Raw genomic sequence first — 20,658 nt, 5'->3', positions numbered from 1 at the left:
GCATTCCAAATATGCTAAGAGAGCTTCGCATACAAAATTATGCAATTATCTCCGAAGTCTCTCTTGAGTTCTCTGAAGGCTTAAATATCATCACCGGCGAAACAGGCGCCGGAAAATCAATCCTCATCGATGCGCTCTCCACTCTCTTAGGGGGGCGCACTTTCCCCGAAATCATTCGGGAAGGAAAGGACGAAGCGCTCCTGGAAGCGCGCTTTGATTCGATCGACCTTCCCCTTCTAAACGATTTTCCTTCAAGCGAATGGCTGATCCTTAAACGCATTCTTTCGAAATCGGCTAAAAATAGGACTTATCTGAATCATTCTTTCGCAAACCTATCGATATTGAAAGAAGTCGGCCAGCGGCTCACTGAAATCCACGGTCAACACGAACATCATAACCTGACCAATTTAGAGTGGCAGCTCGACCTCCTGGATGCCTTCGGCAGCCTCCCGGAGCAAAGGAAACAGGTTGCAAACGGCTACCGTGTCTGGCACCGGCTTTTACAGGAACGGACCGCGCTCCAAAAACTTGGATCGGAGGGCAAACAGAAGCAAGCGTTTCTCGAATACCAGCTCTCGGAAATAAACAGCGCAAACCTCCAGCCCGGAGAGGAGGAAGCGCTAGAAAAAGAAGAGAAGACGCTGAAGAATTGGGAAGCTTTTTTATCAGCCACGGAGACATCCTATGCCCTCCTGTCGGAAGAGGGAGGCATCTTAAGCAGGTTGGACGAAACCGGGAATGCGATTGACCGGCTGAACCAGATTACAAATGACGCCTCGGAGGAGACACAACTCTGGGAGAACGCCCAAATCAACCTAAAAGAATTATCGACCCTCCTGCGGAATCGGCTCAATGCGCTCGAGTATGATCCCCATCGTTTACAGGAAGTCACAGAGCGGCTCTACTTGATACAAAAATTGAAGAAGAAATACGGTTTATCCCTCCAAGAAATTCTATCGCTCCGGTCCCAATTGGAAATGGACCTTTCTAAAATTTCCGGTTGTGAAACGGAGCTGGCAGAAATAGAACGGAAAATTGAACGCGCCGAGAAAGATCTTAGGGAAAAAGCGGATTCTCTCTCTCGCGCTCGGCTGAAAGCCAAAACAAAGCTGGAGGAGAAAATTCAGGAAGAGCTTCAACTATTGGGGATGGAGAAAACCTGCTTTCAAATCACTACGGAGCGAAAATCTCTCTCGGAAGATGGAATCGATCGGGTTGAGTTCCTGATTGCGCTGCCCCGAGAAACGCCGCAAAGTCTCGGGAAGATCGCCTCCGGCGGCGAACTCTCGAGAATCATGCTGGCGCTGAAGGTAATTCTTGCCGAGGTGGATCCTGTAGAGGTATTGGTTTTTGATGAAGTGGACGCCGGTATCGGGGGCGGGGTGGCCGAAAGGGTCGGCAAGCGGCTTTCGAAACTATCAAAAACCCACCAGGTATTCTGTATCACCCATTTACCGCAGATCGCTCAATTCGCGGATCACCATTATTTTGTGGAAAAACAGGACTCGGAAAAGAGGATCACCACTTCGGTAAAGAGATTGTCTAAAAAGGAGAGAGTGCACGAACTGGCGCGGATGTTGGGGGGGGTCACGATCACCCCGATTACTTTACAGCATGCGGAAGAGATGATCGACCGAAAGTCATCGGAAGAAGAAACTATATCATCGCGGCAAATAAAGCAATTGAGAAGAGAACGTAGTAAATAAAGAAATTTGAGGGGGTGACCAAATACCGCTCCGTCCAAAGATAGAGTAGCAGCAAAACACCTAGAATCAGAAAGGTGACAGTGTTCATATCAATTTCTTTTAACTCCTTTGCTTGGAAACGGTGCCCGTTTCTTTTGACCCTTCCCGCTGTTCTTTAAAATAAGTCTTGATCTCCTCCAGGCTTGCATTTTCGCCGAATGTGCTGCCGATCTCACTGAGGAAACCTTTCAGTTCTTCCATCTTTTTCTTTTTATTAAGCGCTTTATTGATAATGTTGATAATTTCCGAAATATTAAAGGGCTTGATCAAATAATCGCAAGCGCCATGTCGAATCCCATCGATCGCGCTCTTTAAGCTCCCATATCCGGTAATAATCAACACCTCAATATCGGGATTTTTTTGCTTGATTTGCTTCAGCACTTCCCCGCCATGGGGACCCGGCATCTTGAGGTCGAGCGTCACCAGATCGATTTCCTTCTCTCGGATAATCTCAAGGGCTTTAATGCCGTCTTCAGCGGTCTCAACATTGTAAAAGGGTTTCAGAATCATCTTCAGGGATTCACGCGGTCCGATCTCATCATCTACAATTAGGATTGTTCTTTTAGAGACCATCAACTCCTCCAGCGGTTTGAGTGCGTCCATTCTTTGATGCAAGAGAAATACCCAAGCGAGTCATACCCACCTAGAATATAAGCCCCTAATTTAAAAAGAAAAATTTCAAAGAGAGGTGGACAGATCTTACTTTCTGGAAAAAGCATGTGTGCAGTTTTGAACTGATGCACATATATGTTCATTTGGGAAGTATCAACGTTTCGCCTCTGTTCTAACAAAATATCTCAATGCTGACTGAATTCAATAAATATTTTTGTTGTGATTTATAAATGAAATGATTTAAAAGTAAATTAAAGATGAAAAGTGGATTTAAATTCTTGACAAAAAAATTACTGGAAAGTAGAATCACGCCCGTGAATAGCCGCGGGAAAAAAGGAATTCTTCTGATTGTCTCCAGTCTCCTTCTGATCCTTCCATCTATTTCAGACAAAGCATTTGCCGAACGCCCCTTTCTCGTGACTGAAAGGGCGATCCCTCTGGAAAGGGGGAATTATCAATTGGAAACCGGTCTGGTTTTAAATCGGTTCTCCTCCGACACGCGTGATGCAAACCTGCTCGTTGATATTCGATATGGTCTCATCCAAAATCTGGAATTGGACATCCTTCTTCCATATTTATTTCGCGAAGAAGATGGAGAACATGAAAACCAGATCGGGGATCTATTACTGCGTGCAAAGGTGCGCTTCTTAAAAGGGCGCGAGGCGAATCCACTCTCGATTGCAGGCCAACTCTTTATAAAAGTGCCGAGCGCCGGGCGTGATCGCTTTTTCGGCACCACCGGAGAACCCGATGTAGGCATTGTCGCCATCGCAAGCAAAGAATTCACGCCCGTGACGGCCCACATCAATTTCGGTTATATTTTTATCGGGAATCCGCCTCTAGGCGATCTGCCTGACCAGATCCTCTATGCGCTCGGTTTGGAGCTCCAAACGATCGAGGAACCATTGTCTCTCATCGGAGAAATATCGGGAAGCACCGAGATTGGAAGTTCGGCTTCGAAGGGAATCTTAACTCTACTCGGAGGAGTCAATTACAACTTGGAGAGAACCGCCAGTGTTGATGCCTCCGTCGGGTTTGGGCTCACTGACGACAGCCCCGATTACCTTGTTCAATTTGGGTTCACCTACCTCTTTGAATAAATCCTCGCAATGAATGCGGATTGCTTGTTTATTGAACCAGCCGATTTCTCCGTAACCCTTGTCCTAACAGTTCTCCTTCCGCGGCAGTGAGAAGATTACCCTCTTTCCGGGGTGGCGTATTGGAGTCACTAAAGCCAAAGGCCGCTTGCAGCTTGAATCTTTTATCTTGAACCTCCCATTCAGATCCTTCAATCATCTCTTTTACTTCTTTGGAAAGAAGCCGGGCCTGCTCAATCGTTCGATTCGGCATCAGCCAGAAGAAAATGGAATCTTTCTTGTAGCTGATCACCTCGGATGACTTTAACATCGAAGCGAATTTCAATGAGAGCTTCAGGAGGATCTCGTTTTTTAGATGAGGAAGTTTGATAAAAGAAGGAAAGAGAACTTGAATCGCCATACATGCCAGCGGAAACGACTGCTGCTTTAATTTTGCCAATTCCTCGGCAAGTCGAACCTCCAGATAGAGCGAGGAAGAAAGGCCCCGGTGTCCATTTTCTTGATGAGAATGGGTCCCATTCTGCTCTGGAGACGGCATTCCGGAAGAAAGGCCAGAAGAAGGGGAAGAGAGCGCCTCTTTCAGCTTGTGAATTTTTTCAGCGGCCTTGCTGACGAAAAAACCTTCCTCAATCAGTTTCTTCACCTTCTTTAAGGTTTCGACATCCTCATCTGTGTACCGATTAAATACCTTCGCACCGTGCATCTGCTTCGTCGGTTTGATCACGCCGATCATTCCCCAATAACCGAGTTGGCGTTGTGAAATACCCACAGATTGACAAACCGCTTTTGGGCCATATGTCTTTTGCATTTTTTCTCTCCCTAATATTCAAGTAGCCGTGGAGGAAATTCCCTTAATCCCAGGAATTTGCAAGTGAAATGCCATCGTTGATCAATTGTGGTTGATGTCGAGAAGATTGATTTCCGATGAGAATCCAAATGCTTACGATGGGGATGCCCCGTTACCTTGGGCGCGGGAGAGAAAGATGGGGTTGAAGGATGGCTTACCGGAAGTAGATTACTTAGTGAGAGGACACAATTTGTCACCGGCTCAATGACCGGACTTTATCCTGCTTTGATGACTTTGCCTGCCTTGATGCAATTGGTGCAGGCCAGAATCCGCTTTACCGTTTTACCGATCAAGGCGCGAACAGTCTGAAGATTCGGCTTGAAGCTCCGCTTGCTTTTGTTATTCGCATGGCTGACCAAATTACCGATCTGATGCCCCTTGCCGCAAACCTCACATACTCTTGCCATGATCCCGAAATCCTTTCCGTTAGTTGTATCTCGTTGATAAAAAAGCGACCCTATGGTATCATGAACACTTCGAATTGGCAAGAGAAAAAGCGCTTTACATCCTGAAAATCACCTCCTGAATGCGATGACCGAACAGGCCAGACAGATCAATGACTCAAGCCCATTTCCGTGGGATCAGCCGATTCAGTACCTGAAAGGAGTCGGCCCGAAGAGGGCCGTTCTTTTCGGCAAGCTTGGAATTGAGACCCTTGAAGACCTTCTCCTCTTTTCCCCCTTCAGGTATGAAGATCGAACCGCTTTAAAAAAAATCGCTCACCTTCAACCTGGGGAAGAGCAGACGATCTTGGCCGAAATTAAAGCGGTCTCCCTGGTTCAGACACCCCGACGCAGAATGAAGATCGTCGACGCGGCCGTGATGGACGAAACCGGTCTTCTCCACGCAAAATGGTTCAATCAACCCTACCTAAAGGACCTCTTCAAGGTAGGCGAAAAAATCATGCTTTCCGGAAAGGTAAAAGCAAACTATTACGGCGGATATCATCTCGAAATGGAAAGCCCCCTCTACGAAAAGGTCGATGAAGAAGAGGTTCAGATTCATATGGGTCGGATTGTTCCGATTTATCATGAAACCAAAGGGGTGACGAGCCGCCAGATTCGATCCTTGATGAAGGTGGTGTTGAATCAATACCTCGCCAAAATTCCAGATATCCTCCCGTCCGCCCTGATTCAGAAGTACAATCTGATCCCTCTCTCCCAGGCGATCTTGGGGCTTCATTTTCCCGCATCGGATTCAGCGCTGGCCCCATTGAACGCCGGCCGGAGCCCCTTCCACCGCCGCCTCTCGTTTGATGAACTCTTCCTTCTCCAAACCGGTTTGGCCCTCCGCAAAAAGCGGTTTTCAACTCAGGAAAAAGGAATCTCCTTCCGGACCTCCGGATCACTTCCGGATCGGCTTCGCCAGATTCTTCCTTTTCAACTGACGCCGGCGCAGGAAAAAGTCCTTGCAGAGATCAAAGAGGACATGGCCTCGGATCGTCCCATGAACCGGCTGGTCCAAGGGGATGTCGGATCGGGCAAAACACTGGTCGCCCTCATGTCGATCCTGATCGCCCTTGAAAATGGATACCAGACGGCGCTGATGGCTCCCACCGAAATTCTGGCCGAGCAACACTATCTTTCCATTCGGGGGTATATTGAACGGTTAGGAAGAACGATCACGTTTCTGACCAGCGAGATGCGGAAGAAAGCCAAAGAAGAGATCCTGGAAGGAATCCGAGCGGGAGCGTACGATCTGGTCATCGGAACCCATGCCTTGATCCAGGAGGGGGTGGAATTCAAAAAGCTCGGGATGGTCGTTGTCGACGAGCAGCACAAGTTCGGGGTGCTGCAGCGGGCGAAATTAGCGGGGAAAGGTTATCGCCCCGATGTCCTCATCATGACGGCGACGCCGATCCCCCGGACCCTCGCGCTGACCCTTTATGGAGATTTGAATATTTCCATCATCGATGCGCTGCCGCCGGGCCGGTCACCGATTCGCAATTTCCTTTTCTATGGAAAGCAGCGGGAGCGGGCTTATTCCTTTCTTGAGAAAGAGCTCGCGAAAGGAAGACAGGCCTATGTCGTCTGTCCGCTGATCGAAGAGTCCGAGAAGAGCGATCTCAAGGCCGCTCTTGAACTGTCCGTGACCCTTCAGCGTGAGATCTTCCCGCATCGACGGATCGGGCTGCTCCACGGTCGATTAAAGCGGGAGGAGAAGGAATCGATCATGCGGGAGTTCAAAGAGGGGCGGATCGATCTTCTGGTCGCGACGACCGTCGTGGAAGTGGGAATCGACGTGCCGAATGCGACCCTCATGCTGATCGAGCATGCGGAGCGATTCGGTTTGGCCCAGCTTCATCAACTCCGGGGGCGGGTCGGGAGGGGAAGGGAGCAGTCCTTCTGTCTCTTGGCGGCGGAGTATCCGATCAGCGCCGAGGCGAAGCGCCGTCTGGATGCCATGGTGAAGAGCAATGACGGCTTTAAGATCGCCGAGATCGATTTGGAAATCCGCGGTCCCGGCGAATTTTTCGGAACACGGCAATCTGGCATTCCGGAATTGCGGATTGCAAACTTGATGAGAGACACCGCCATTTTGGAAACGGCCCGCCGCGAGGCCTTCACATGGGTCGATCGAGATCCGAATCTGACCGAAGCGGAGAGCCGGCCGATTCGCCTCCTGCTGGAAAGAAAGTGGAAGGGAAAACTCGAGTGGTTGACCACCGGATAATGGTCGAATGAAGTGAGGATGGAATGGCCCTTTCGTGGGAGATCTTCTTAAAAAAGTGGTGGAAACCGGAGGGGGGGCTCTTCCCAAAACATTGGAAAGAGGATATGATTCGGGGCTGGCAAGCGGTCCAAACCCGCTCCGCCTCCGCCGTCGATCGCTCTTTCGCCGAGGTGGAGCTCATCCGGATCCGTTATCGTCTGGAGAAAACAAATCGGAAACTCTTTGAAGCGCATCAAACCCTGGGTAAAAGGGTCCACGATCATTGGTCCGGAAAGGGGAATCTGACCGAGGAAGAGAGGAAGAGGGAATTTCGACGCATCGGACTCTTATTGGAAGAGCAAAAGATTCTCCTCGACCAGATGAAAGAGATGGACCAGCCATCCGACCCCGATGAAAAAGTATCGCCTTGATTGAGGAGAGAGCAGATTAATGGCTGTCATTGCGGGAATCGACATCGGCACGAACACCCTTCGTCTTCTTGTGGCGGAAATGGAGAATACACAATCGCTCCGTGAAATTTGCTCCGCGAAGGAAATCACCCGGCTGGGAGAGGGCTTTTCTACAAAAAAGGCCTTCCTCCCCGCCGCGATCGAGCGATCGGTCGCGGCGTTGAAGCAATTTAAGGAGATCCTCAAGAAATATTCGGTGAACCATCTAATTGTGGTCGGCACCAGCGCGGTTCGGGAAGCGGAAAATCGTGATCTCTTTTTAAATGAAGTGAAACGGCAAACCGGATTCGATGTACAGGTCATCTCAGGAGAGGAAGAAGCCCTCTGCACCTTCCTGGGGGTGAATCTTGTGATAAAAAACCAGACCGAGCCGATGCTCGTTATCGATATCGGGGGAGGAAGCACGGAATTCATCGGCGCCGAAGGAGACGCGCCCAACTTTCTCCTCAGCACCGAGTTGGGGGTCGTTCATCTGACCGAGAAGTATTTGAAGTCGGATCCTCCGACGCCGGAGGAACTCAAAAGTTTGCGGCTGGCGGTCGATAAGGTGATCAAACCGATCGGTTATCACTTTCCTCCGAAGGGACTCTTGGTTGGAACGGCGGGGAGCATTACCACCCTCGCCGCGATCGACCAAAAGATGACCGCATACGATCCACAAAAGGTGAACCGCTATCCCCTCTCGCGCGCCGCCATCGAGCGGATCTATAAGGAACTCTCCCTGATGCCGCTCGAACAGAGGCGGAAAACGCTGGGGCTGGAGAAGGGGAGGGAGGACATCATCCTCACCGGGAGCTTGATCTTGCTCGCCGTGATGGAACTTTTCGGATACGATCCGGTCTATGTGAGTGATTACGGCTTGAGGGAAGGGGTGCTGATTCATTTATATCAGAAAGAATATGAAGAGACATCGTCTTAGAAATCGACCGATTCGAACGATCTATCTGGAGTTCATCCACCGGCCATTCCGGTTAACCGAAGGGAAAGCGGACGAAAATGATTGAGAAGCGAAAACACATCCGGGTGACGATTAAATCGATCGCGGAGGTGGTGCTGCTGGACGGCGATTTCGATCAAGCCTATGTCGGCGGCATCAGCCGGGGCGGACTGGAAATGTATACGAGTAAGGAGATTAAAAAAGATACCTCTGTAAAAATCACGCTTCATTTCTTGCTCGAAGGACAGGAAGAGACGGAAGTCGTTCAAGGCAAAGTAAAATGGAGCGCCTCCTTCAAGAACGCCTTTGTTTCCGGGGTCGAATTCTCCAACATCCTGACCGCGGGGACACATCCGAACCTCACCCGCTGCATCGAGCAGGCGGAATCGTATTATAAATAGTTCCCTAAGGAGTATACATGCAACCTGTCAAATGCAGCGCGGAAGTGATCGACATCCGGGTCTTGACGCATGACGTCAAAGAGATCAGCTTGAGAATGATCGATCCCCCGCAGCTTGAATTCACCGCCGGGCAATACATCTCGATCGAGGTCACCGAGATGAAAGACGGACACCCCCGACAAAACAATCGGCCCTACTCGATTGCCTCTTCTCCGGAGGAGAAGGAGATCATCACGCTTTGCGTCAACCTGGTGAAGGGGGGACCGGGATCGACACAGATCCACTCGCTTCAGATGGGGGACAAGTTGAAGTTCCTCTATCCGCTCGGTTATTTCACCGTAAAAGAAGCGGCCACTTCGCTTCTTTTTGTGGCGACCGGCACGGGGATCGCGCCGATCAAATCGATGATCGTTCACCTTCTTCGGAGCGGAAGCCGCCGCCCGATGACCCTCTACTGGGGACTCCGAAGCGAGATCGACCTTTATTACCAGGAAGCGTTTACCTCCCTTGCAAAGGAGTACCCCTTCTTCAAATATTGCGTCACCTTGTCCCGGCCGACCGACGCCTGGACCGGATTGAGGGGACGGGTGACGACGCTTCTTCCCGGCCTGATTCAAACCGTAGAGAATCTAGAAGCCTATCTCTGCGGAAACGGGGAGATGATCAAAGAGGTCAGGACCCTTCTCATCGAAAAAGGGATGCCGCGGAAATCGGTCCACTACGAAAAGTTTTATTAACCTCTCCTTTCAGCCGAATCTCTCTTCCAATAGACCTATCCAGAGTGTCCCGCTCCGTCATCCTGAGCGGCGGCGAAGGATCTCATTTAGTCACCCGCAATTGCTCCGCATTAAGAAAATGCCGCCGATAGGTTGTCCTTTGAAGAAGCGCGATCCCTCCTTTATTTGACAAGATCCCACTTTGTGATAAATTTTCAGAAAAACACAAAGTTAAGCGAAAGAAGGCGCCATGAGCCGGTTCCTGGGCGAACACCTGATTGCAGCCAAGAAGATCACGGAAGACCAGCTAGAAAAAGTGCTGGAGCGGCAGGTCACGGAAGGGGGTCGCCTCGGGACGAACCTGATCGAGTTGGGATATCTGACCGAAGAAGAGCTGACCCACTTCCTGAGCGAGAAGTTCCAAATTCCGATCGTTCCTCAGGTCGTCCTCGCCCAAATTCCGAAAGAGGTGATCCAGCTTGTCCCCAAGGGGCTTGCGATTCAATACGAGATGATCCCGTTCGGGCGGCAGGGGAATATCCTACGGATCGCCGTGGCCGATCCGACCAATACCCCCGAGATCGCCACACTCCCGATCTTCCAGCCGTATGAGCTCCAGTTTCATGTCGCTTCCGAAATTCGAATTCAATATTTTCTGAAAAAGTATTACCAGGCCGACGCCAAGATGCGGTTTCTCTCCATCTTGCACCGAGAGCAGGACCAATCCAAAAATGGAAGCCGGGTCGATCGAAGCAACGAAGATGTCGATCCGTCGAAAATCGAGCTCTACATGGAATTGGCCAAGAAAGATCTTCTCCTGATTCAAGATCAAGACGAGGTCATCCGGTCGCTCATCCGCTATCTCTCCTTCTTCCTGGAGCGGGTTTACTGCTTCTCCGTGAAGAAAGGAAAACTGAACCTTTGGATGAGCATCCCGGAAGAAGAAGGTCACGACCTGAGCCTCCCCACCGACGATCTCCCGCTCTTCAAGCAGGTGATCAAGAACAAAACATTCTATGACGGACCGATGATCGCCTCCGGTATGGAGAAGCTGATCGAGGCCCTCGATATCCAGGTTCCCCCACAGGTCGTCGTCATCCCGATGTTGATCCAAGGCCATGTCGTTTGCGTGATCTACGGCGACAACTTTTTCTCCAGACGGATGATCCCTCACATCCCCGCCATCAAAAGCCTCGTCGCGAAAACGGCGATGGCGCTGGAAATCATCATCCTAAGGAAAAAGATTATCGACGGGTAGTCCAGGCGGCTAACGTTCGGCGAGTGCTTCAGCCGCCTTAAGATAACCGGCCATGATCGTCTGAAGCCGAGAGGAGAGGGTCGGATCTTTCAACGTCCCATCTTCCGCGAACGCCTTGTCGGCCGCCGCCAGCGCAAACATATCCGGGTAGAGAAAGACTCCCAAACCTTCCAACGGAATCCGGAGTTGCCAGAGGCCTCGAATCCCGCCGACAACGGAGGTGGCGGCGGACAAAAGAAGGCCGCTCTTCCCGCGAAGCGGCATCGGCTTGGCGCGCGAGACCCAATCGATTGCGTTCTTCAATGTGCCGGGGAGAGAGTAATTATATTCAGGCGAGGCAATGATCAACCCATCCGCTCCCTCAATCCGCCGGACCATTTCCAACGCGCCGGGAGGCAGCCCCGATTGGGCTTGAAGATCGCCGTTGTAGAGCGGCATATCGAACTCATGAAAATCGGCCAGATCGACAACATGGCCCGACCCTCGGACGATCCCGGCCGCCAGGCCGATCAATTTTCGGTTCATTGACTCTTTTCGAAGAGAGGCGGCAAACATCAGAAACTTCATTCAGTCCTCAACGAATCTGTTTCCGGATTCATGATACGCGATTGCTCCAATCGTCGCAATCACTCACCCGATTGATATCGAAAGCAGTCGGTCGTGTGATCGTTCACCATCCCGACCGCCTGCATCAAGGAATAACAGATCTTCGTGCCGACAAACTTGAAGCCCCGCTTCGCAAGATCGCGGCTCATCCGATCGGAGACATCCGACCGGCAAGGGACCTCCTTGAAGGTCTTAAAGGAATTTCGAATCGGGCGGCCGTCGACAAACCGCCAAAGGTAGCGATCGAGCGATCCAAACTCTCTTTGCACCTCGAGACACTTCTGCGCGTTGAGGACGGCGGCGTTGACCTTCAGACGATTTCGAACGATTCCCGGATCGTCCAGCAGACGCCTGATCTTCGCGTCGGTGTACCGGGCCACCTTCGCCGGATCGAAACCATCGAATGCCTTCCGGTAATTCTCCCGTTTCTCCAAAATCGTCCGCCAGCTCAATCCGGCCTGCGCTCCCTCCAGGATCAAAAATTCAAAGAGCCGGCGGTCATCGTGCAGCGGCATGCCCCATTCCTTGTCGTGATATTCGATCATCAGCGGGAGATCTCCCGCCCAACTGCACCGGATCATTCTTCTCTCCTAATGAGTCAACCCCATTCGTCCCGCCGAAATGTATCAAAACCGAAAGGAGAAATCCACCTCGATCAAGCCCCTGGGGCAACGGATCAGGCCCCCCGGTCTTTCCCGCTTCGCCGAGTCATCCACCCACAAATCATTGAATTCATCTTGACTTTTTGGACATAAATCGTACATTATCTAGCGATTCTTCATCATGTAAATCCAACTTCCCCTCTCTGAGAGGGGGCACCCAGGGAGTGAGGCGATTCGATGAGCATAACAAGTGTTTATACCAGCCCGGAAAAGCAGCTTGAAAAGTGGCGGGAACTCAATGATTTTATCAAGAAACAGTTCGCCAAGGACGCCATCCCGGACGAAGCCTTCAAGGCGATCGAACCGAAACTGAAGGGGTTGACGAGCAAGAGCCGTCTTTTCTACGGATTCGGCGACAACGGCCAAGGCCAAGCCGACCCTTTTTTGACGGGCCATATCTTCGCGACTTACCTCACGGGAAAATACCACCTCGATAAATCCCGTTTCGTCGACTTTTATCCGTCGCCGCCCGATCCGTTACGCTTCGACTTCTATCGGCCGAAGATCAAAATGCGCGACGGCGCCGCGCCCCGCCCTAAAGGGTTTTATATCAAAGAGCTCCTCCCGAAAGATTATGAAGAAGGATTGGGCGCCGCCTACAAAGACCAGTCGCCGAACGACATCCGGAAAATGTCCCCTTGGGGGATCGGTCCGGAGGGATTCGAGTTCCTCGCGGTCGAAGAAGCCTATTACCCGCTTCTCTCCGAGAAGAAGGTCCCGGTCTATGTCCTTGGCGATTACTCGGTTTCTCCCTACGGCGAGAGCGATTTTTCGAGCACCATCTTTATCGGCGCCGCTCGCGAGAAGGTGGAAATCGGCTGCACCAATTCCCGGGACAACATCGCGAAGTATCGCGCTTCCCATTTTGCATCGTAACCTCATTTGTCCAAGGGCGAACAGGCCGGTTTTGCGTAAGGCAATCCGATCTGTTCGCCCTCGTCTTTGAAACATAGAATGAAGGATTCCAGATCATGCCCTCCAATTTAAAACACAAAAGCCACATCCTCACCGACGGTCCCGACCGGGCCGCGGCGCGGTCTTACTTCAAATCGATCGGTTTTACCGACGAAGATCTGCGCAAGCCGATTATCGGAGTTGCCAACACCTGGATCGAAGCGATGCCGTGCAACTTTCACCTCCGGCGTCTTTCGGCGAAGGTGAAAGAGGGGATTCGGGCCGCCGGCGGAACGCCGATGGAATACAACACCATCGCGATCTCCGACGGAATCAGCATGGGAACGGAAGCGATGAAAACGTCGCTGATCAGCCGGGAGGTGATCGCCGATTCGATCGAGCTCTGCGCCCGCGGTTACCTCTTCGACGCCGTCGTCGCCCTCTCCGGCTGCGACAAAACGATTCCCGGCACCGTCATGGCGCTCGCGCGATTGGATCTCCCCTCGGTGATGCTCTACGGCGGATCGATCGCCCCCGGACGATTCGAAGGACGCGACGTCACGATTCAAGATGTTTTCGAGGGGATCGGCGCCTTCGCGAAGGGGAAGCTGACCGAACTTCAGATGGCCGATCTGGAAGAGCACGCCTGTCCCGGGGCCGGCGCCTGCGGCGGGCAGTTCACCGCCAACACCATGGCCTTGGCGATGGAGGTCCTCGGCGTCTCCTTGATGGGAACCGCCGGCGTGCCGGCGGAAGATGCCGAGAAAGACCAGGTCGCCTTCGAAGTCGGACGCCAAATAGTTGAAATCCTCAAGAACGATATTCGGCCGAGCCGGATCATCACCCGGAAATCGATCGAAAACGCCATCGTCTCGGTCGCCGCGAGCGGCGGCTCCACAAACGCCGTCCTCCATTTTCTCGCGATCGCGCGGGAGATGGGCATCAAGCTCGACATCGACGACTTCGACAAGTTAAGTTCCAAGACCCCGCTGCTCTGCGATCTGAAGCCGGGGGGGAAATATGTCGCCACCGACATGCACCGCGCCGGCGGGAACCGTCTCCTCGCCAAAAGGCTCCTCGATGCAAAGCTGCTCCACGGGAATCAGAAGACGGTGAGCGGAAAAACGATCGGGGAGGAGGCGATGTCGGCGCAGGAAACGCCGGGCCAAATGGTGATCCGGCCTCTGACCGATCCGATCAAAAAAAGCGGCGGGCTGGTGATCCTCAAGGGAAATCTCGCTCCGGAGGGCTGCGTCGTGAAGGTGGCCGGACACGAGCGGATGCTCCACAGCGGTCCGGCGCGCGTTTTCGATTGTGAAGAAGACGCCTTCACCGCCGTCCAAAAAGGAAAGATCAAAGCGGGGGATGTCGTCGTCATCCGCTACGAGGGACCGAAGGGGGGACCGGGAATGCGGGAGATGCTCGGCGTCACGGCGGCCCTGATGGGGGCGGGGCTCGGCGACTCGGTCACGCTGCTGACCGACGGGCGCTTCTCCGGCGCGACCCGCGGCCTGATGGCGGGGCACGTCGCCCCCGAGGCCGCGGTCGGAGGACCGATCGCCGCGCTGAAGAACGGCGACATCATTACCTTCGACATCAAGGCGCGCGAGCTGAGCGTCGCCCTTTCGCAAAAAGAGATCAAAATCCGCCTAAAAAACTGGAAAGCACCGAAGCCCCGCTACAAGATCGGCGTCATGGCGAAGTATGCGCGCCACGTCTCGTCGGCGGCGGAAGGGGCGATCACCACTTAGAGGAAAGATGACCGAACCGATCGCACTTCCCCCGAGCATCTCAAAATCCAAACAAGGCCAAACCGAATTCGTCACCTCCGATTTCGGCCATGTCTACGTTCCGTCGCGCGTCCTCTACAAAGGAAGCACCGGCTTGCAGGAGATCGAGGTGTATGAGACCGACACCTTCGGCCGGATCATGTTCCTCGACGGCAAGATCCAGGTCTCTTACCTCGACGAAGAGCGCTACCATCAATACCTCGTTCAAGGACCGCTTCTCGCCTGCGAGAATCCCAAGAGCATTTACATCATCGGCGGCGGGGACGGCGGCGCAATCGAAGAGGCGGCGAAACATCCCGGCATCGAGCGGATCGTGATGGCGGAGATCGATCAGGTCGTCATCGACAAATCGAAGGAATATCTTCCGGAGATCTCGCGCGGCGCCTTCGACGACAAGCGGCTCGACCTTCGCTGCGTCGATGCCTTGAAAGATCTGCAGGAAGATAAAAATAGATATGATGTCATCATCGTCGATCTCACCGAACCGCACGGCCCGTCGAAGATGCTCTACACGAAAGAGTTCTACCAGCTCCTCGCCTCGCGCCTGACGGAAGGGGGAATGGTCGGCGTTCACACCGACAACTTCGACCTCTTCCCCGAATCGTACGGAACGATTTATAACACCCTCAAGTCGGCATTCGGCGCCAACATTCTGACCGCGCACGTCGGGATGCCCTGCTTCGGGATGGCGTGGTCGTACCGGATCGTCTCGCCGTATCGGATCAACTTCGAGCGGATCGAGAAAAACTTCCGCGCCGCCGTTCAACGCGGCATGCAGCTCGATTATTTCCACCCCTCCACCTATCTTGCCCAGCCGACGGCGCGCGAGCGTGCCGTCATCGAAAAGTTCAACCGCGTCTCCACTAATGCCAGTCCGTATGACAAGTTCGAGCAGGCGGCGACCTACATCACCGGAAAAATATAGAGCGGGGAGTCATGGGAACAAAACCGGGCGAATGGTCAGTGAAAGCGCCGCTGAGCGCCCCGCGATCCCATCCCGCTGTGGCCGTCCATGGACGCAAGATCTACTCCTTCGGCGGCGGTGGCCCCGCCTTTAAAAGCCTGAATCTCTCCGAAGTCTACGATCCCAAAACCGACCGCTGGTCCTCGCTTCGCCCAATGCCCACCCTCCGCTCCGGCGCGATGGCGGCGACGATCGGCGATGTCATCTATGTGATCGGCGGCGGGTTCAAAAAACCCGACGGCAAATTCAAATTTCTCACCACGGTCGAAGCCTACTTCCCGAAGGAAGACCGATGGGAAACCGGCCCCGACCTTCTCCAGCCGCACGACTATCCCGCCTCGACGATCCTCGACGGAAAGATCTACATCATCGGCGGCCACCATCCGAACGCCACCGAAGGAGGCCCCCAGACCGATCCGGCTTTTTCGTTCTCAGAGCGCTGGTCACCCGGCATGAAAGGATGGGAAGAGATCGCCCCGATGCCGACGCCGCGCTTTGCCGCTTCCGCCGTCGTCGTGAACGGACAACTCTCGGTCTTAGGCGGGGTCGCATTTACCCCGCAGGGGTTCAACGAATACGACCGGATCGAGACCTTCGATCCCAAGCAAGGGACCTGGACGGTCAGCCCGCTGAAGCTTCCTTGGGGTTCGGCAGGGCAGGGGGCCTGCGTGGTAAATGACCGGCTCTACATCTTCGGCGGCTTCCGCGGAGACGAGGGGATCGGCACCCACGGGGCAATATTTGATCCGACTTCAAAGAAATGGTCGGAGCTTCCACCGATGCCGGAGGCGCGTGCCGCGATGGGCGTAGCCGTAGTCGACGGAACGATCTACCTCCTCGGCGGCTGGGCGAAGGACCGGTCGGTGATGGGATCGGTGGTTGCTTTTTAGAGGAGTAGCAGAATTGATTTAAACCTTCTAAGCACTCTGATATAATTCAAGGGTGATCTTTTCAAAAAATAGGAAGGAATATCAATATGCTGGATTTAAAACGACTTAAACTTCAATACGTTACTGATAAAGGTGGTGAGAAAAAGGCGGTTATCTTACCCATAGAGGAATTTGAGGAGCTCATTGAAGATATTGAAGACCTTGCTGCTGTTGCAGAGCGCCGCGAAGAGCCGACCGTCCCACATGAGGAATTGATCACAGAGCTGAAACGAGATGGCCTTATTTAGTATCCGCTGGAAAAGCTCCGCCGTAAAAGAATTAAAAAAACTTTCCAAAGATACTATTTCAAGAATCATCAACGCAGTAGAAAAATTATCCGAAACACCGTATCCCGACGGCGTTCGCAAACTAGTCGGGTCGGAACATACCTATCGTATTCGGGTCGGGGACTACCGGGTCATTTACACCATACTCCGCTCAGACCTTGTAATCGAAATTGTCCGAGTGGGACATCGCAAAGATATTTACAATAAATAAATCCTTTTTCACTCTTTTTAAAATCTAAATACATAAAACGTCGCTTCTCTTGCTCCTTTAGCAAGGGATCATAGAAAATACCTTCCACAATGGTTTTCCATCGCACACCTTTCTCATGTCACCTGTATCTTCTTGATAAAAAAACTTGACCTTTGAAAGTAATTTCAACTACCCTCAATAATTGACCGACCATCCGCTTTCGGTCTGATTCGGCAAGATCGATCCAGGAAGACAAACCATCAACCGTCTAACCAAACAGAGGGGGAACGAAGATGAAAAAATCTCTGACATACCTCCTGATAGGTGCCGCGCTCATCCTGCTTCAAACCGCACCCGTCTTTTCGCACGAAGACAATGACGATGGACCGCCGCCCGCTCGACCGCCCAGGCCGATCGGACTCTCCGCCCGATTAGGGGGGCTGCCCGAGGTTCCGTCGGTGTCGACAACGGGGAGCGGCCGATTCAAGGCAACGATCAATGCGGATCGGACCGAAGTCGATTGGTCGTTGAGTTATGACAACACAGAAGGGGAAATCTTCATGGCCCATATCCACTTCGGACAGCAACATACCAACGGCGGGATCATGGTCTGGTTCTGCGGGGATGCGCCGCCGCCGTCCGTTCCCGCCGGTCTTCCCCTCTGTCCGCTGAGCGGAACCATAGAGGGAACCTTCACCGCAATGGACGTCATCGGTCCGGCCGGGCAGGGGATCGCCGCCGGCGAGTTCGAAGAGTTCGTGAACGCCATCCTCAGCGGAGCCGCCTACGTCAACGTGCACTCCCTCAAACATCCTCCCGGCGAAATCCGCGGACAAATCGATTCACGCCGGTTCGGCCCGCGCTGAGATTCGTCTACGTTCCGAAAATCCGCCGGCCAAGGGGGTTGCGCCCTCCTTGGCCGGATTTATTTTAGGAGGTCCCTCAAAGGAAGATGAAATTGATTTTGTAAAGAACATGGCCTATAGTATAAACCGGTCAAAAGGATTGGTCCTTCCCTTATGAGCAACGCATCAGAGCAGACCCCGGATCAGCAGGTTGGGCGGTATCGTTCCCTGCTGGAAGTTACGGAGGCGATTGCCCTCCATCGGGATCTTCATGAACTCTTTCGAGATCTCGCCCACCGCCTTCCACAAGTCGTTTCCGTTCATTTCGTCGGCCTCTCCTTATACAATGCTGAACGGAACACAATTCGGCTTCATACGCTACAGGCAAACGTTCCGGCGGAGATCATCGGCGGTCACGAATCATCCCTTGAAAACTCCCCGGCCGGGTTCGTCTGGAAACAACAGGATGCGCTGATCGTTCACGACGTGAATGAAGAAGACCGCTGGCCCGAGACGGTCCGAAGAATGAAGGAGGACGGGATCAACTCATTCTGCGTTGTGCCGCTGACGACACCGGTAGGTCGATTGGGTGCGATCATTTTTTCGAGCTTGAAGAAGGCCGCTTACGACGGCTGCGATCTTGAATTCTTGAAGCAGGTCGGCAAACAGGTTGCGCTCGCCGTCGAGAATGCGCTGAATTTCCAAAACGCCCAGTCGTATCAGAAGCAGCTGACGCATGAACGCGACCGGCAGCGTTTACTTTTGGAGATCAACAACGCATTGGTCTCCCACCTTAATTTACAAGATCTCCTGAAGGCCTTTTCAGCGCATTTGCGTCAGGTCATTCCACATGATTATGCCGGCCTCAGCATCTATGACCCTCATCAAGGCCGGTTAATCAGACATGCGCTCGATTTCCCGCAGGATCAAGATATTCTGAAAGCCGGTTTCCAGATACCGCTCGACTCGCCGACAGGACGCGCCTTTGCCTCCGGTAAAACGATGCTCTTCCCCACCATTGATCTCGTCGCACTTCCCGAGGAGTATCGGAAGAGAATGATCGCCATCGGAGTCAAATCGGGCTGCAGCGTGCCGCTCATTTCTCATGGCCGGGTGTTGGGAACCTTGGATGTGGCGAGCTTGCGGGAAAAGGCTTTTTCCGAGGAAGACGCAGAACTGCTGACCCAGGTGGCCGGCCAGATCGCGATCGCCGTCGAGAACGCCCTCGCCTATCAGCAGATCGAAGCGCTTAAAAACAAATTGGCCAAAGAGAAGCTTTACCTTGAAGAAGAGATCCGCGCCACCGGACACAACTTCGAAGAGATCGTCGGTGAAAGTGCGGTGCTGAAGCGAATCCTCCAGCAGGTGGAGACCGTGGCGCCGACCGATTCCACGGTGCTGATTCAGGGGGAAACCGGCACCGGCAAGGAGCTTATCGCGCGGGCGATCCACAATCTCAGCGGACGACACGAGCGGACATTCGTGAAGATGAACTGTGCCGCGATTCCCACCGGGTTGTTGGAGAGTGAGTTGTTCGGCCATGAGCGGGGCGCCTTCACCGGCGCGATCGCGCAAAAGATCGGCCGGTTCGAGTTGGCCCATCAGGGGACTCTCTTCTTGGATGAAGTCGGCGACATCCCGTTGGAGCTGCAATCCAAATTATTGCGGGTGCTTCAAGAACAAGAATTCGAACGGCTGGGAAGCAATAGAACGATTAAGGTCAACGTCCGTCTGATCGCGGCGACGAACCAAGATCTCTTGCGGATGGTCGCCGAGAAACAGTTCCGAAGCGATCTTTACTACCGACTCAACGTCTTTCCGGTTTCCCTCCCATCTCTGCGGGAGCGCTCCGAAGACATCCCGCAGCTTGTCCGTTATTTCACCCAAAAGTATGCGCGCCAGATGAACAAACAGATTGAGACAATCCCCTCGGAGGCGATGGCGGCTCTGTCGAAGTACCCCTGGCCCGGCAACATCCGCGAGCTCGAAAACCTGATCGAGCGCTCCGTCATCCTCTCCCAGGGAACCGAGCTGCGTGTTCCTCTCGGAGAGCTGAAGGGGTCCGCGGCGGCTTCGTCTGATGGAAACGCCACACTGGAAGCGGCGGAGCGCAAACATATCCTCCGTGTTCTCCAAGAAACCAATTGGGTCATCGGCGGGCCCTCCGGCGCCGCAACCCGCCTCGGCATGAAACGGACGACCCTGCAATCTAAGATTCAAAAGCTCGGCATTACCCGCCCTTCATAACGCCGACCCTTCGGCACCTGCCGATATATCGGCACGCCGTCATCGGCACCTTCTCGAAAATCCTCCAGAACAAATTTTTAGAATTCTCCTATTTCTGTTTGTTTTCTATACCTTAACTCCCTTGCCCAAACGCGAGCCTCTTTTGGAATAGAGATTGCTCTCTGTTGGAGGCAACAAGTTGGACAAGGAGTCGATGCACCATGTTGAAGATCACGACAGAAACAGACCCCGGCCGAACGAGGATCACCCTCGAAGGAAAGCTGGCCGGACCGTGGGTGAACGAGTTAGCGCGCTGTTGGCAAGCCGCCGCGGCCCAGTCGCCGAACAGCGTCCAGGTCAATCTCGCCTCGGTGACGTTTATCGATGAAGAGGGAAAAGCGCTCCTGATGGAGATGTACCGGAGCGGCGTTGAACTCGTGGCGAACGGTTGTATGAACCGGTGTGTCATTGAAAAAATTATCGCTTCCGTCGAAGAACGGAAGAGATAGATATAAAGAGGGGGGAGGAAC

Annotated in this window: 22 protein-coding genes; 17 read left to right on the top strand and 5 right to left on the bottom strand. The window is 53.1% G+C overall.

Going from position 1 to position 20,658, the window contains the following annotated elements; genetic code table 11:
* The first annotated feature begins 11 nt into the window (after positions 1-11).
* Positions 12-1,706 (top strand): DNA repair protein RecN, encoded by a 1,695-nt coding sequence (recN, locus tag MNODULE_RS17545; protein WP_168062264.1) that lies wholly within the window; start codon positions 12-14, stop codon positions 1,704-1,706.
* A 99-nt stretch (positions 1,707-1,805) separates the two neighbouring features.
* On the opposite strand, the gene MNODULE_RS17540 is transcribed toward recN, so the two are convergent.
* Positions 1,806-2,318 carry a response regulator gene (locus MNODULE_RS17540; protein WP_238339637.1) on the bottom strand — a complete coding sequence of 171 codons (513 nt, stop codon included), beginning with the start codon at positions 2,316-2,318 and terminating at the stop codon, positions 1,806-1,808.
* Positions 2,319-2,614: 296 nt separating this feature from the next.
* Here MNODULE_RS17540 and MNODULE_RS17535 point away from each other — a divergent pair, with 296 nt between their 5' ends.
* Complete coding sequence (locus tag MNODULE_RS17535) at positions 2,615-3,457, top strand: transporter (RefSeq protein WP_168062259.1); 843 nt, start codon at positions 2,615-2,617, stop codon at positions 3,455-3,457.
* Positions 3,458-3,485: 28 nt separating this feature from the next.
* Here the strand turns inward: MNODULE_RS17535 and MNODULE_RS17530 are convergent, their stop codons facing one another.
* Positions 3,486-4,262: a MerR family transcriptional regulator gene (locus MNODULE_RS17530; protein ID WP_168062257.1), complete on the bottom strand. Its 777-nt coding sequence runs from the start codon at positions 4,260-4,262 to the stop codon at positions 3,486-3,488.
* A 254-nt stretch (positions 4,263-4,516) separates the two neighbouring features.
* Positions 4,517-4,708, bottom strand: coding sequence for a 50S ribosomal protein L28 (gene rpmB / locus MNODULE_RS17525; RefSeq protein ID WP_168062255.1), 192 nt, complete (start codon positions 4,706-4,708; stop codon positions 4,517-4,519).
* A 124-nt stretch (positions 4,709-4,832) separates the two neighbouring features.
* Here rpmB and recG point away from each other — a divergent pair, with 124 nt between their 5' ends.
* The 6 genes from recG (at position 4,833) to MNODULE_RS17495 (ending at position 10,735) form a co-directional block, all read left to right on the top strand.
* Positions 4,833-6,974 (top strand): ATP-dependent DNA helicase RecG, encoded by a 2,142-nt coding sequence (gene recG / locus MNODULE_RS17520; RefSeq protein WP_168062253.1) that lies wholly within the window; start codon positions 4,833-4,835, stop codon positions 6,972-6,974.
* A 23-nt stretch (positions 6,975-6,997) separates the two neighbouring features.
* Entirely contained in the window at positions 6,998-7,384 is a 387-nt protein-coding gene (locus MNODULE_RS17515) for a hypothetical protein (protein WP_168062251.1), read from the top strand.
* Between the two features lie 19 nt (positions 7,385-7,403).
* A complete protein-coding gene (locus MNODULE_RS17510; protein ID WP_168062249.1) occupies positions 7,404-8,342 on the top strand; it encodes a Ppx/GppA phosphatase family protein in 939 nt (312 codons plus the stop codon).
* Positions 8,343-8,419: 77 nt separating this feature from the next.
* Complete coding sequence (locus tag MNODULE_RS17505) at positions 8,420-8,761, top strand: PilZ domain-containing protein (RefSeq protein WP_168062247.1); 342 nt, start codon at positions 8,420-8,422, stop codon at positions 8,759-8,761.
* A gap of 17 nt (positions 8,762-8,778) precedes the next feature.
* A complete protein-coding gene (locus MNODULE_RS17500; RefSeq protein ID WP_168062245.1) occupies positions 8,779-9,498 on the top strand; it encodes an FAD-binding oxidoreductase in 720 nt (239 codons plus the stop codon).
* Between the two features lie 229 nt (positions 9,499-9,727).
* Complete coding sequence (locus MNODULE_RS17495; RefSeq protein ID WP_168062243.1) at positions 9,728-10,735, top strand: cyclic di-GMP-binding domain-containing protein, MshE-related; 1,008 nt, start codon at positions 9,728-9,730, stop codon at positions 10,733-10,735.
* A 9-nt stretch (positions 10,736-10,744) separates the two neighbouring features.
* On the opposite strand, the gene MNODULE_RS17490 is transcribed toward MNODULE_RS17495, so the two are convergent.
* Together MNODULE_RS17490 and MNODULE_RS17485 are read right to left on the bottom strand one after the other, a co-directional pair.
* Entirely contained in the window at positions 10,745-11,302 is a 558-nt protein-coding gene (locus tag MNODULE_RS17490; RefSeq protein ID WP_168062240.1) for an NADPH-dependent FMN reductase, read from the bottom strand.
* Positions 11,303-11,361: 59 nt separating this feature from the next.
* The gene (locus MNODULE_RS17485; RefSeq protein WP_168062237.1) at positions 11,362-11,922 is read right to left on the bottom strand and encodes a DNA-3-methyladenine glycosylase I; all 561 of its coding nucleotides are present in this window, start codon (positions 11,920-11,922) and stop codon (positions 11,362-11,364) included.
* Positions 11,923-12,180: 258 nt separating this feature from the next.
* On the opposite strand from MNODULE_RS17485, the gene MNODULE_RS17480 reads away from it, so the two are divergent.
* The 9 genes from MNODULE_RS17480 (at position 12,181) to MNODULE_RS17440 (ending at position 20,637) form a co-directional block, all read left to right on the top strand.
* Positions 12,181-12,879 (top strand): hypothetical protein, encoded by a 699-nt coding sequence (locus MNODULE_RS17480; RefSeq protein ID WP_168062235.1) that lies wholly within the window; start codon positions 12,181-12,183, stop codon positions 12,877-12,879.
* A 95-nt stretch (positions 12,880-12,974) separates the two neighbouring features.
* The gene (gene ilvD, locus MNODULE_RS17475) at positions 12,975-14,648 is read left to right on the top strand and encodes a dihydroxy-acid dehydratase (RefSeq protein ID WP_168062233.1); all 1,674 of its coding nucleotides are present in this window, start codon (positions 12,975-12,977) and stop codon (positions 14,646-14,648) included.
* Positions 14,649-14,655: 7 nt separating this feature from the next.
* Positions 14,656-15,612: a fused MFS/spermidine synthase gene (locus MNODULE_RS17470; RefSeq protein WP_168062231.1), complete on the top strand. Its 957-nt coding sequence runs from the start codon at positions 14,656-14,658 to the stop codon at positions 15,610-15,612.
* Between the two features lie 11 nt (positions 15,613-15,623).
* A complete protein-coding gene (locus tag MNODULE_RS17465) occupies positions 15,624-16,541 on the top strand; it encodes a Kelch repeat-containing protein (protein WP_168062229.1) in 918 nt (305 codons plus the stop codon).
* A gap of 86 nt (positions 16,542-16,627) precedes the next feature.
* Positions 16,628-16,828 (top strand): hypothetical protein, encoded by a 201-nt coding sequence (locus MNODULE_RS17460; RefSeq protein ID WP_168062227.1) that lies wholly within the window; start codon positions 16,628-16,630, stop codon positions 16,826-16,828.
* Positions 16,815-17,078: a type II toxin-antitoxin system RelE family toxin gene (locus MNODULE_RS25510; protein ID WP_168062225.1), complete on the top strand. Its 264-nt coding sequence runs from the start codon at positions 16,815-16,817 to the stop codon at positions 17,076-17,078. Before MNODULE_RS17460 ends, MNODULE_RS25510 begins: the two co-directional genes overlap by 14 nt.
* Positions 17,079-17,350: 272 nt before the next feature.
* Complete coding sequence (locus MNODULE_RS17450; RefSeq protein ID WP_168062223.1) at positions 17,351-17,923, top strand: CHRD domain-containing protein; 573 nt, start codon at positions 17,351-17,353, stop codon at positions 17,921-17,923.
* 153 nt (positions 17,924-18,076) lie between these two features.
* Positions 18,077-20,149, top strand: coding sequence for a sigma 54-interacting transcriptional regulator (locus tag MNODULE_RS17445; protein ID WP_168062221.1), 2,073 nt, complete (start codon positions 18,077-18,079; stop codon positions 20,147-20,149).
* A gap of 200 nt (positions 20,150-20,349) precedes the next feature.
* Complete coding sequence (locus MNODULE_RS17440) at positions 20,350-20,637, top strand: STAS domain-containing protein (RefSeq protein WP_168062219.1); 288 nt, start codon at positions 20,350-20,352, stop codon at positions 20,635-20,637.
* Positions 20,638-20,658: the final 21 nt, after the last annotated feature.

Origin of the sequence: Candidatus Manganitrophus noduliformans (assembly GCF_012184425.1) — a bacterium.
GTDB classification, from domain to species: domain Bacteria; phylum Nitrospirota; class Nitrospiria; order SBBL01; family Manganitrophaceae; genus Manganitrophus; species Manganitrophus noduliformans.
The sequence above is the reverse complement of the archived record's forward strand: the minus strand, read 5'-3'. Positions and strand labels throughout refer to the sequence as shown.

Coding starts and splice junctions, on each gene's coding strand:
- MNODULE_RS17535 (WP_168062259.1), top strand. CDS start 2,615: ATGAAAAGTGGATTTAAATTCTTGACAAAAAAATTACTGGAAAGTAGA.
- recN (WP_168062264.1), top strand. CDS start 12: ATGCTAAGAGAGCTTCGCATACAAAATTATGCAATTATCTCCGAAGTC.
- MNODULE_RS17470 (WP_168062231.1), top strand. CDS start 14,656: ATGACCGAACCGATCGCACTTCCCCCGAGCATCTCAAAATCCAAACAA.
- MNODULE_RS17540 (WP_238339637.1), bottom strand. CDS start 2,318: ATGGTCTCTAAAAGAACAATCCTAATTGTAGATGATGAGATCGGACCG.
- MNODULE_RS17465 (WP_168062229.1), top strand. CDS start 15,624: ATGGGAACAAAACCGGGCGAATGGTCAGTGAAAGCGCCGCTGAGCGCC.
- MNODULE_RS17515 (WP_168062251.1), top strand. CDS start 6,998: ATGGCCCTTTCGTGGGAGATCTTCTTAAAAAAGTGGTGGAAACCGGAG.
- MNODULE_RS17445 (WP_168062221.1), top strand. CDS start 18,077: ATGAGCAACGCATCAGAGCAGACCCCGGATCAGCAGGTTGGGCGGTAT.
- recG (WP_168062253.1), top strand. CDS start 4,833: ATGACCGAACAGGCCAGACAGATCAATGACTCAAGCCCATTTCCGTGG.
- MNODULE_RS17530 (WP_168062257.1), bottom strand. CDS start 4,262: ATGCAAAAGACATATGGCCCAAAAGCGGTTTGTCAATCTGTGGGTATT.
- MNODULE_RS17500 (WP_168062245.1), top strand. CDS start 8,779: ATGCAACCTGTCAAATGCAGCGCGGAAGTGATCGACATCCGGGTCTTG.
- MNODULE_RS17505 (WP_168062247.1), top strand. CDS start 8,420: ATGATTGAGAAGCGAAAACACATCCGGGTGACGATTAAATCGATCGCG.
- MNODULE_RS17440 (WP_168062219.1), top strand. CDS start 20,350: ATGTTGAAGATCACGACAGAAACAGACCCCGGCCGAACGAGGATCACC.
- MNODULE_RS17460 (WP_168062227.1), top strand. CDS start 16,628: ATGCTGGATTTAAAACGACTTAAACTTCAATACGTTACTGATAAAGGT.
- MNODULE_RS25510 (WP_168062225.1), top strand. CDS start 16,815: ATGGCCTTATTTAGTATCCGCTGGAAAAGCTCCGCCGTAAAAGAATTA.
- MNODULE_RS17450 (WP_168062223.1), top strand. CDS start 17,351: ATGAAAAAATCTCTGACATACCTCCTGATAGGTGCCGCGCTCATCCTG.
- MNODULE_RS17510 (WP_168062249.1), top strand. CDS start 7,404: ATGGCTGTCATTGCGGGAATCGACATCGGCACGAACACCCTTCGTCTT.
- MNODULE_RS17480 (WP_168062235.1), top strand. CDS start 12,181: ATGAGCATAACAAGTGTTTATACCAGCCCGGAAAAGCAGCTTGAAAAG.
- rpmB (WP_168062255.1), bottom strand. CDS start 4,708: ATGGCAAGAGTATGTGAGGTTTGCGGCAAGGGGCATCAGATCGGTAAT.
- MNODULE_RS17485 (WP_168062237.1), bottom strand. CDS start 11,922: ATGATCCGGTGCAGTTGGGCGGGAGATCTCCCGCTGATGATCGAATAT.
- MNODULE_RS17490 (WP_168062240.1), bottom strand. CDS start 11,302: ATGAAGTTTCTGATGTTTGCCGCCTCTCTTCGAAAAGAGTCAATGAAC.
- MNODULE_RS17495 (WP_168062243.1), top strand. CDS start 9,728: ATGAGCCGGTTCCTGGGCGAACACCTGATTGCAGCCAAGAAGATCACG.
- ilvD (WP_168062233.1), top strand. CDS start 12,975: ATGCCCTCCAATTTAAAACACAAAAGCCACATCCTCACCGACGGTCCC.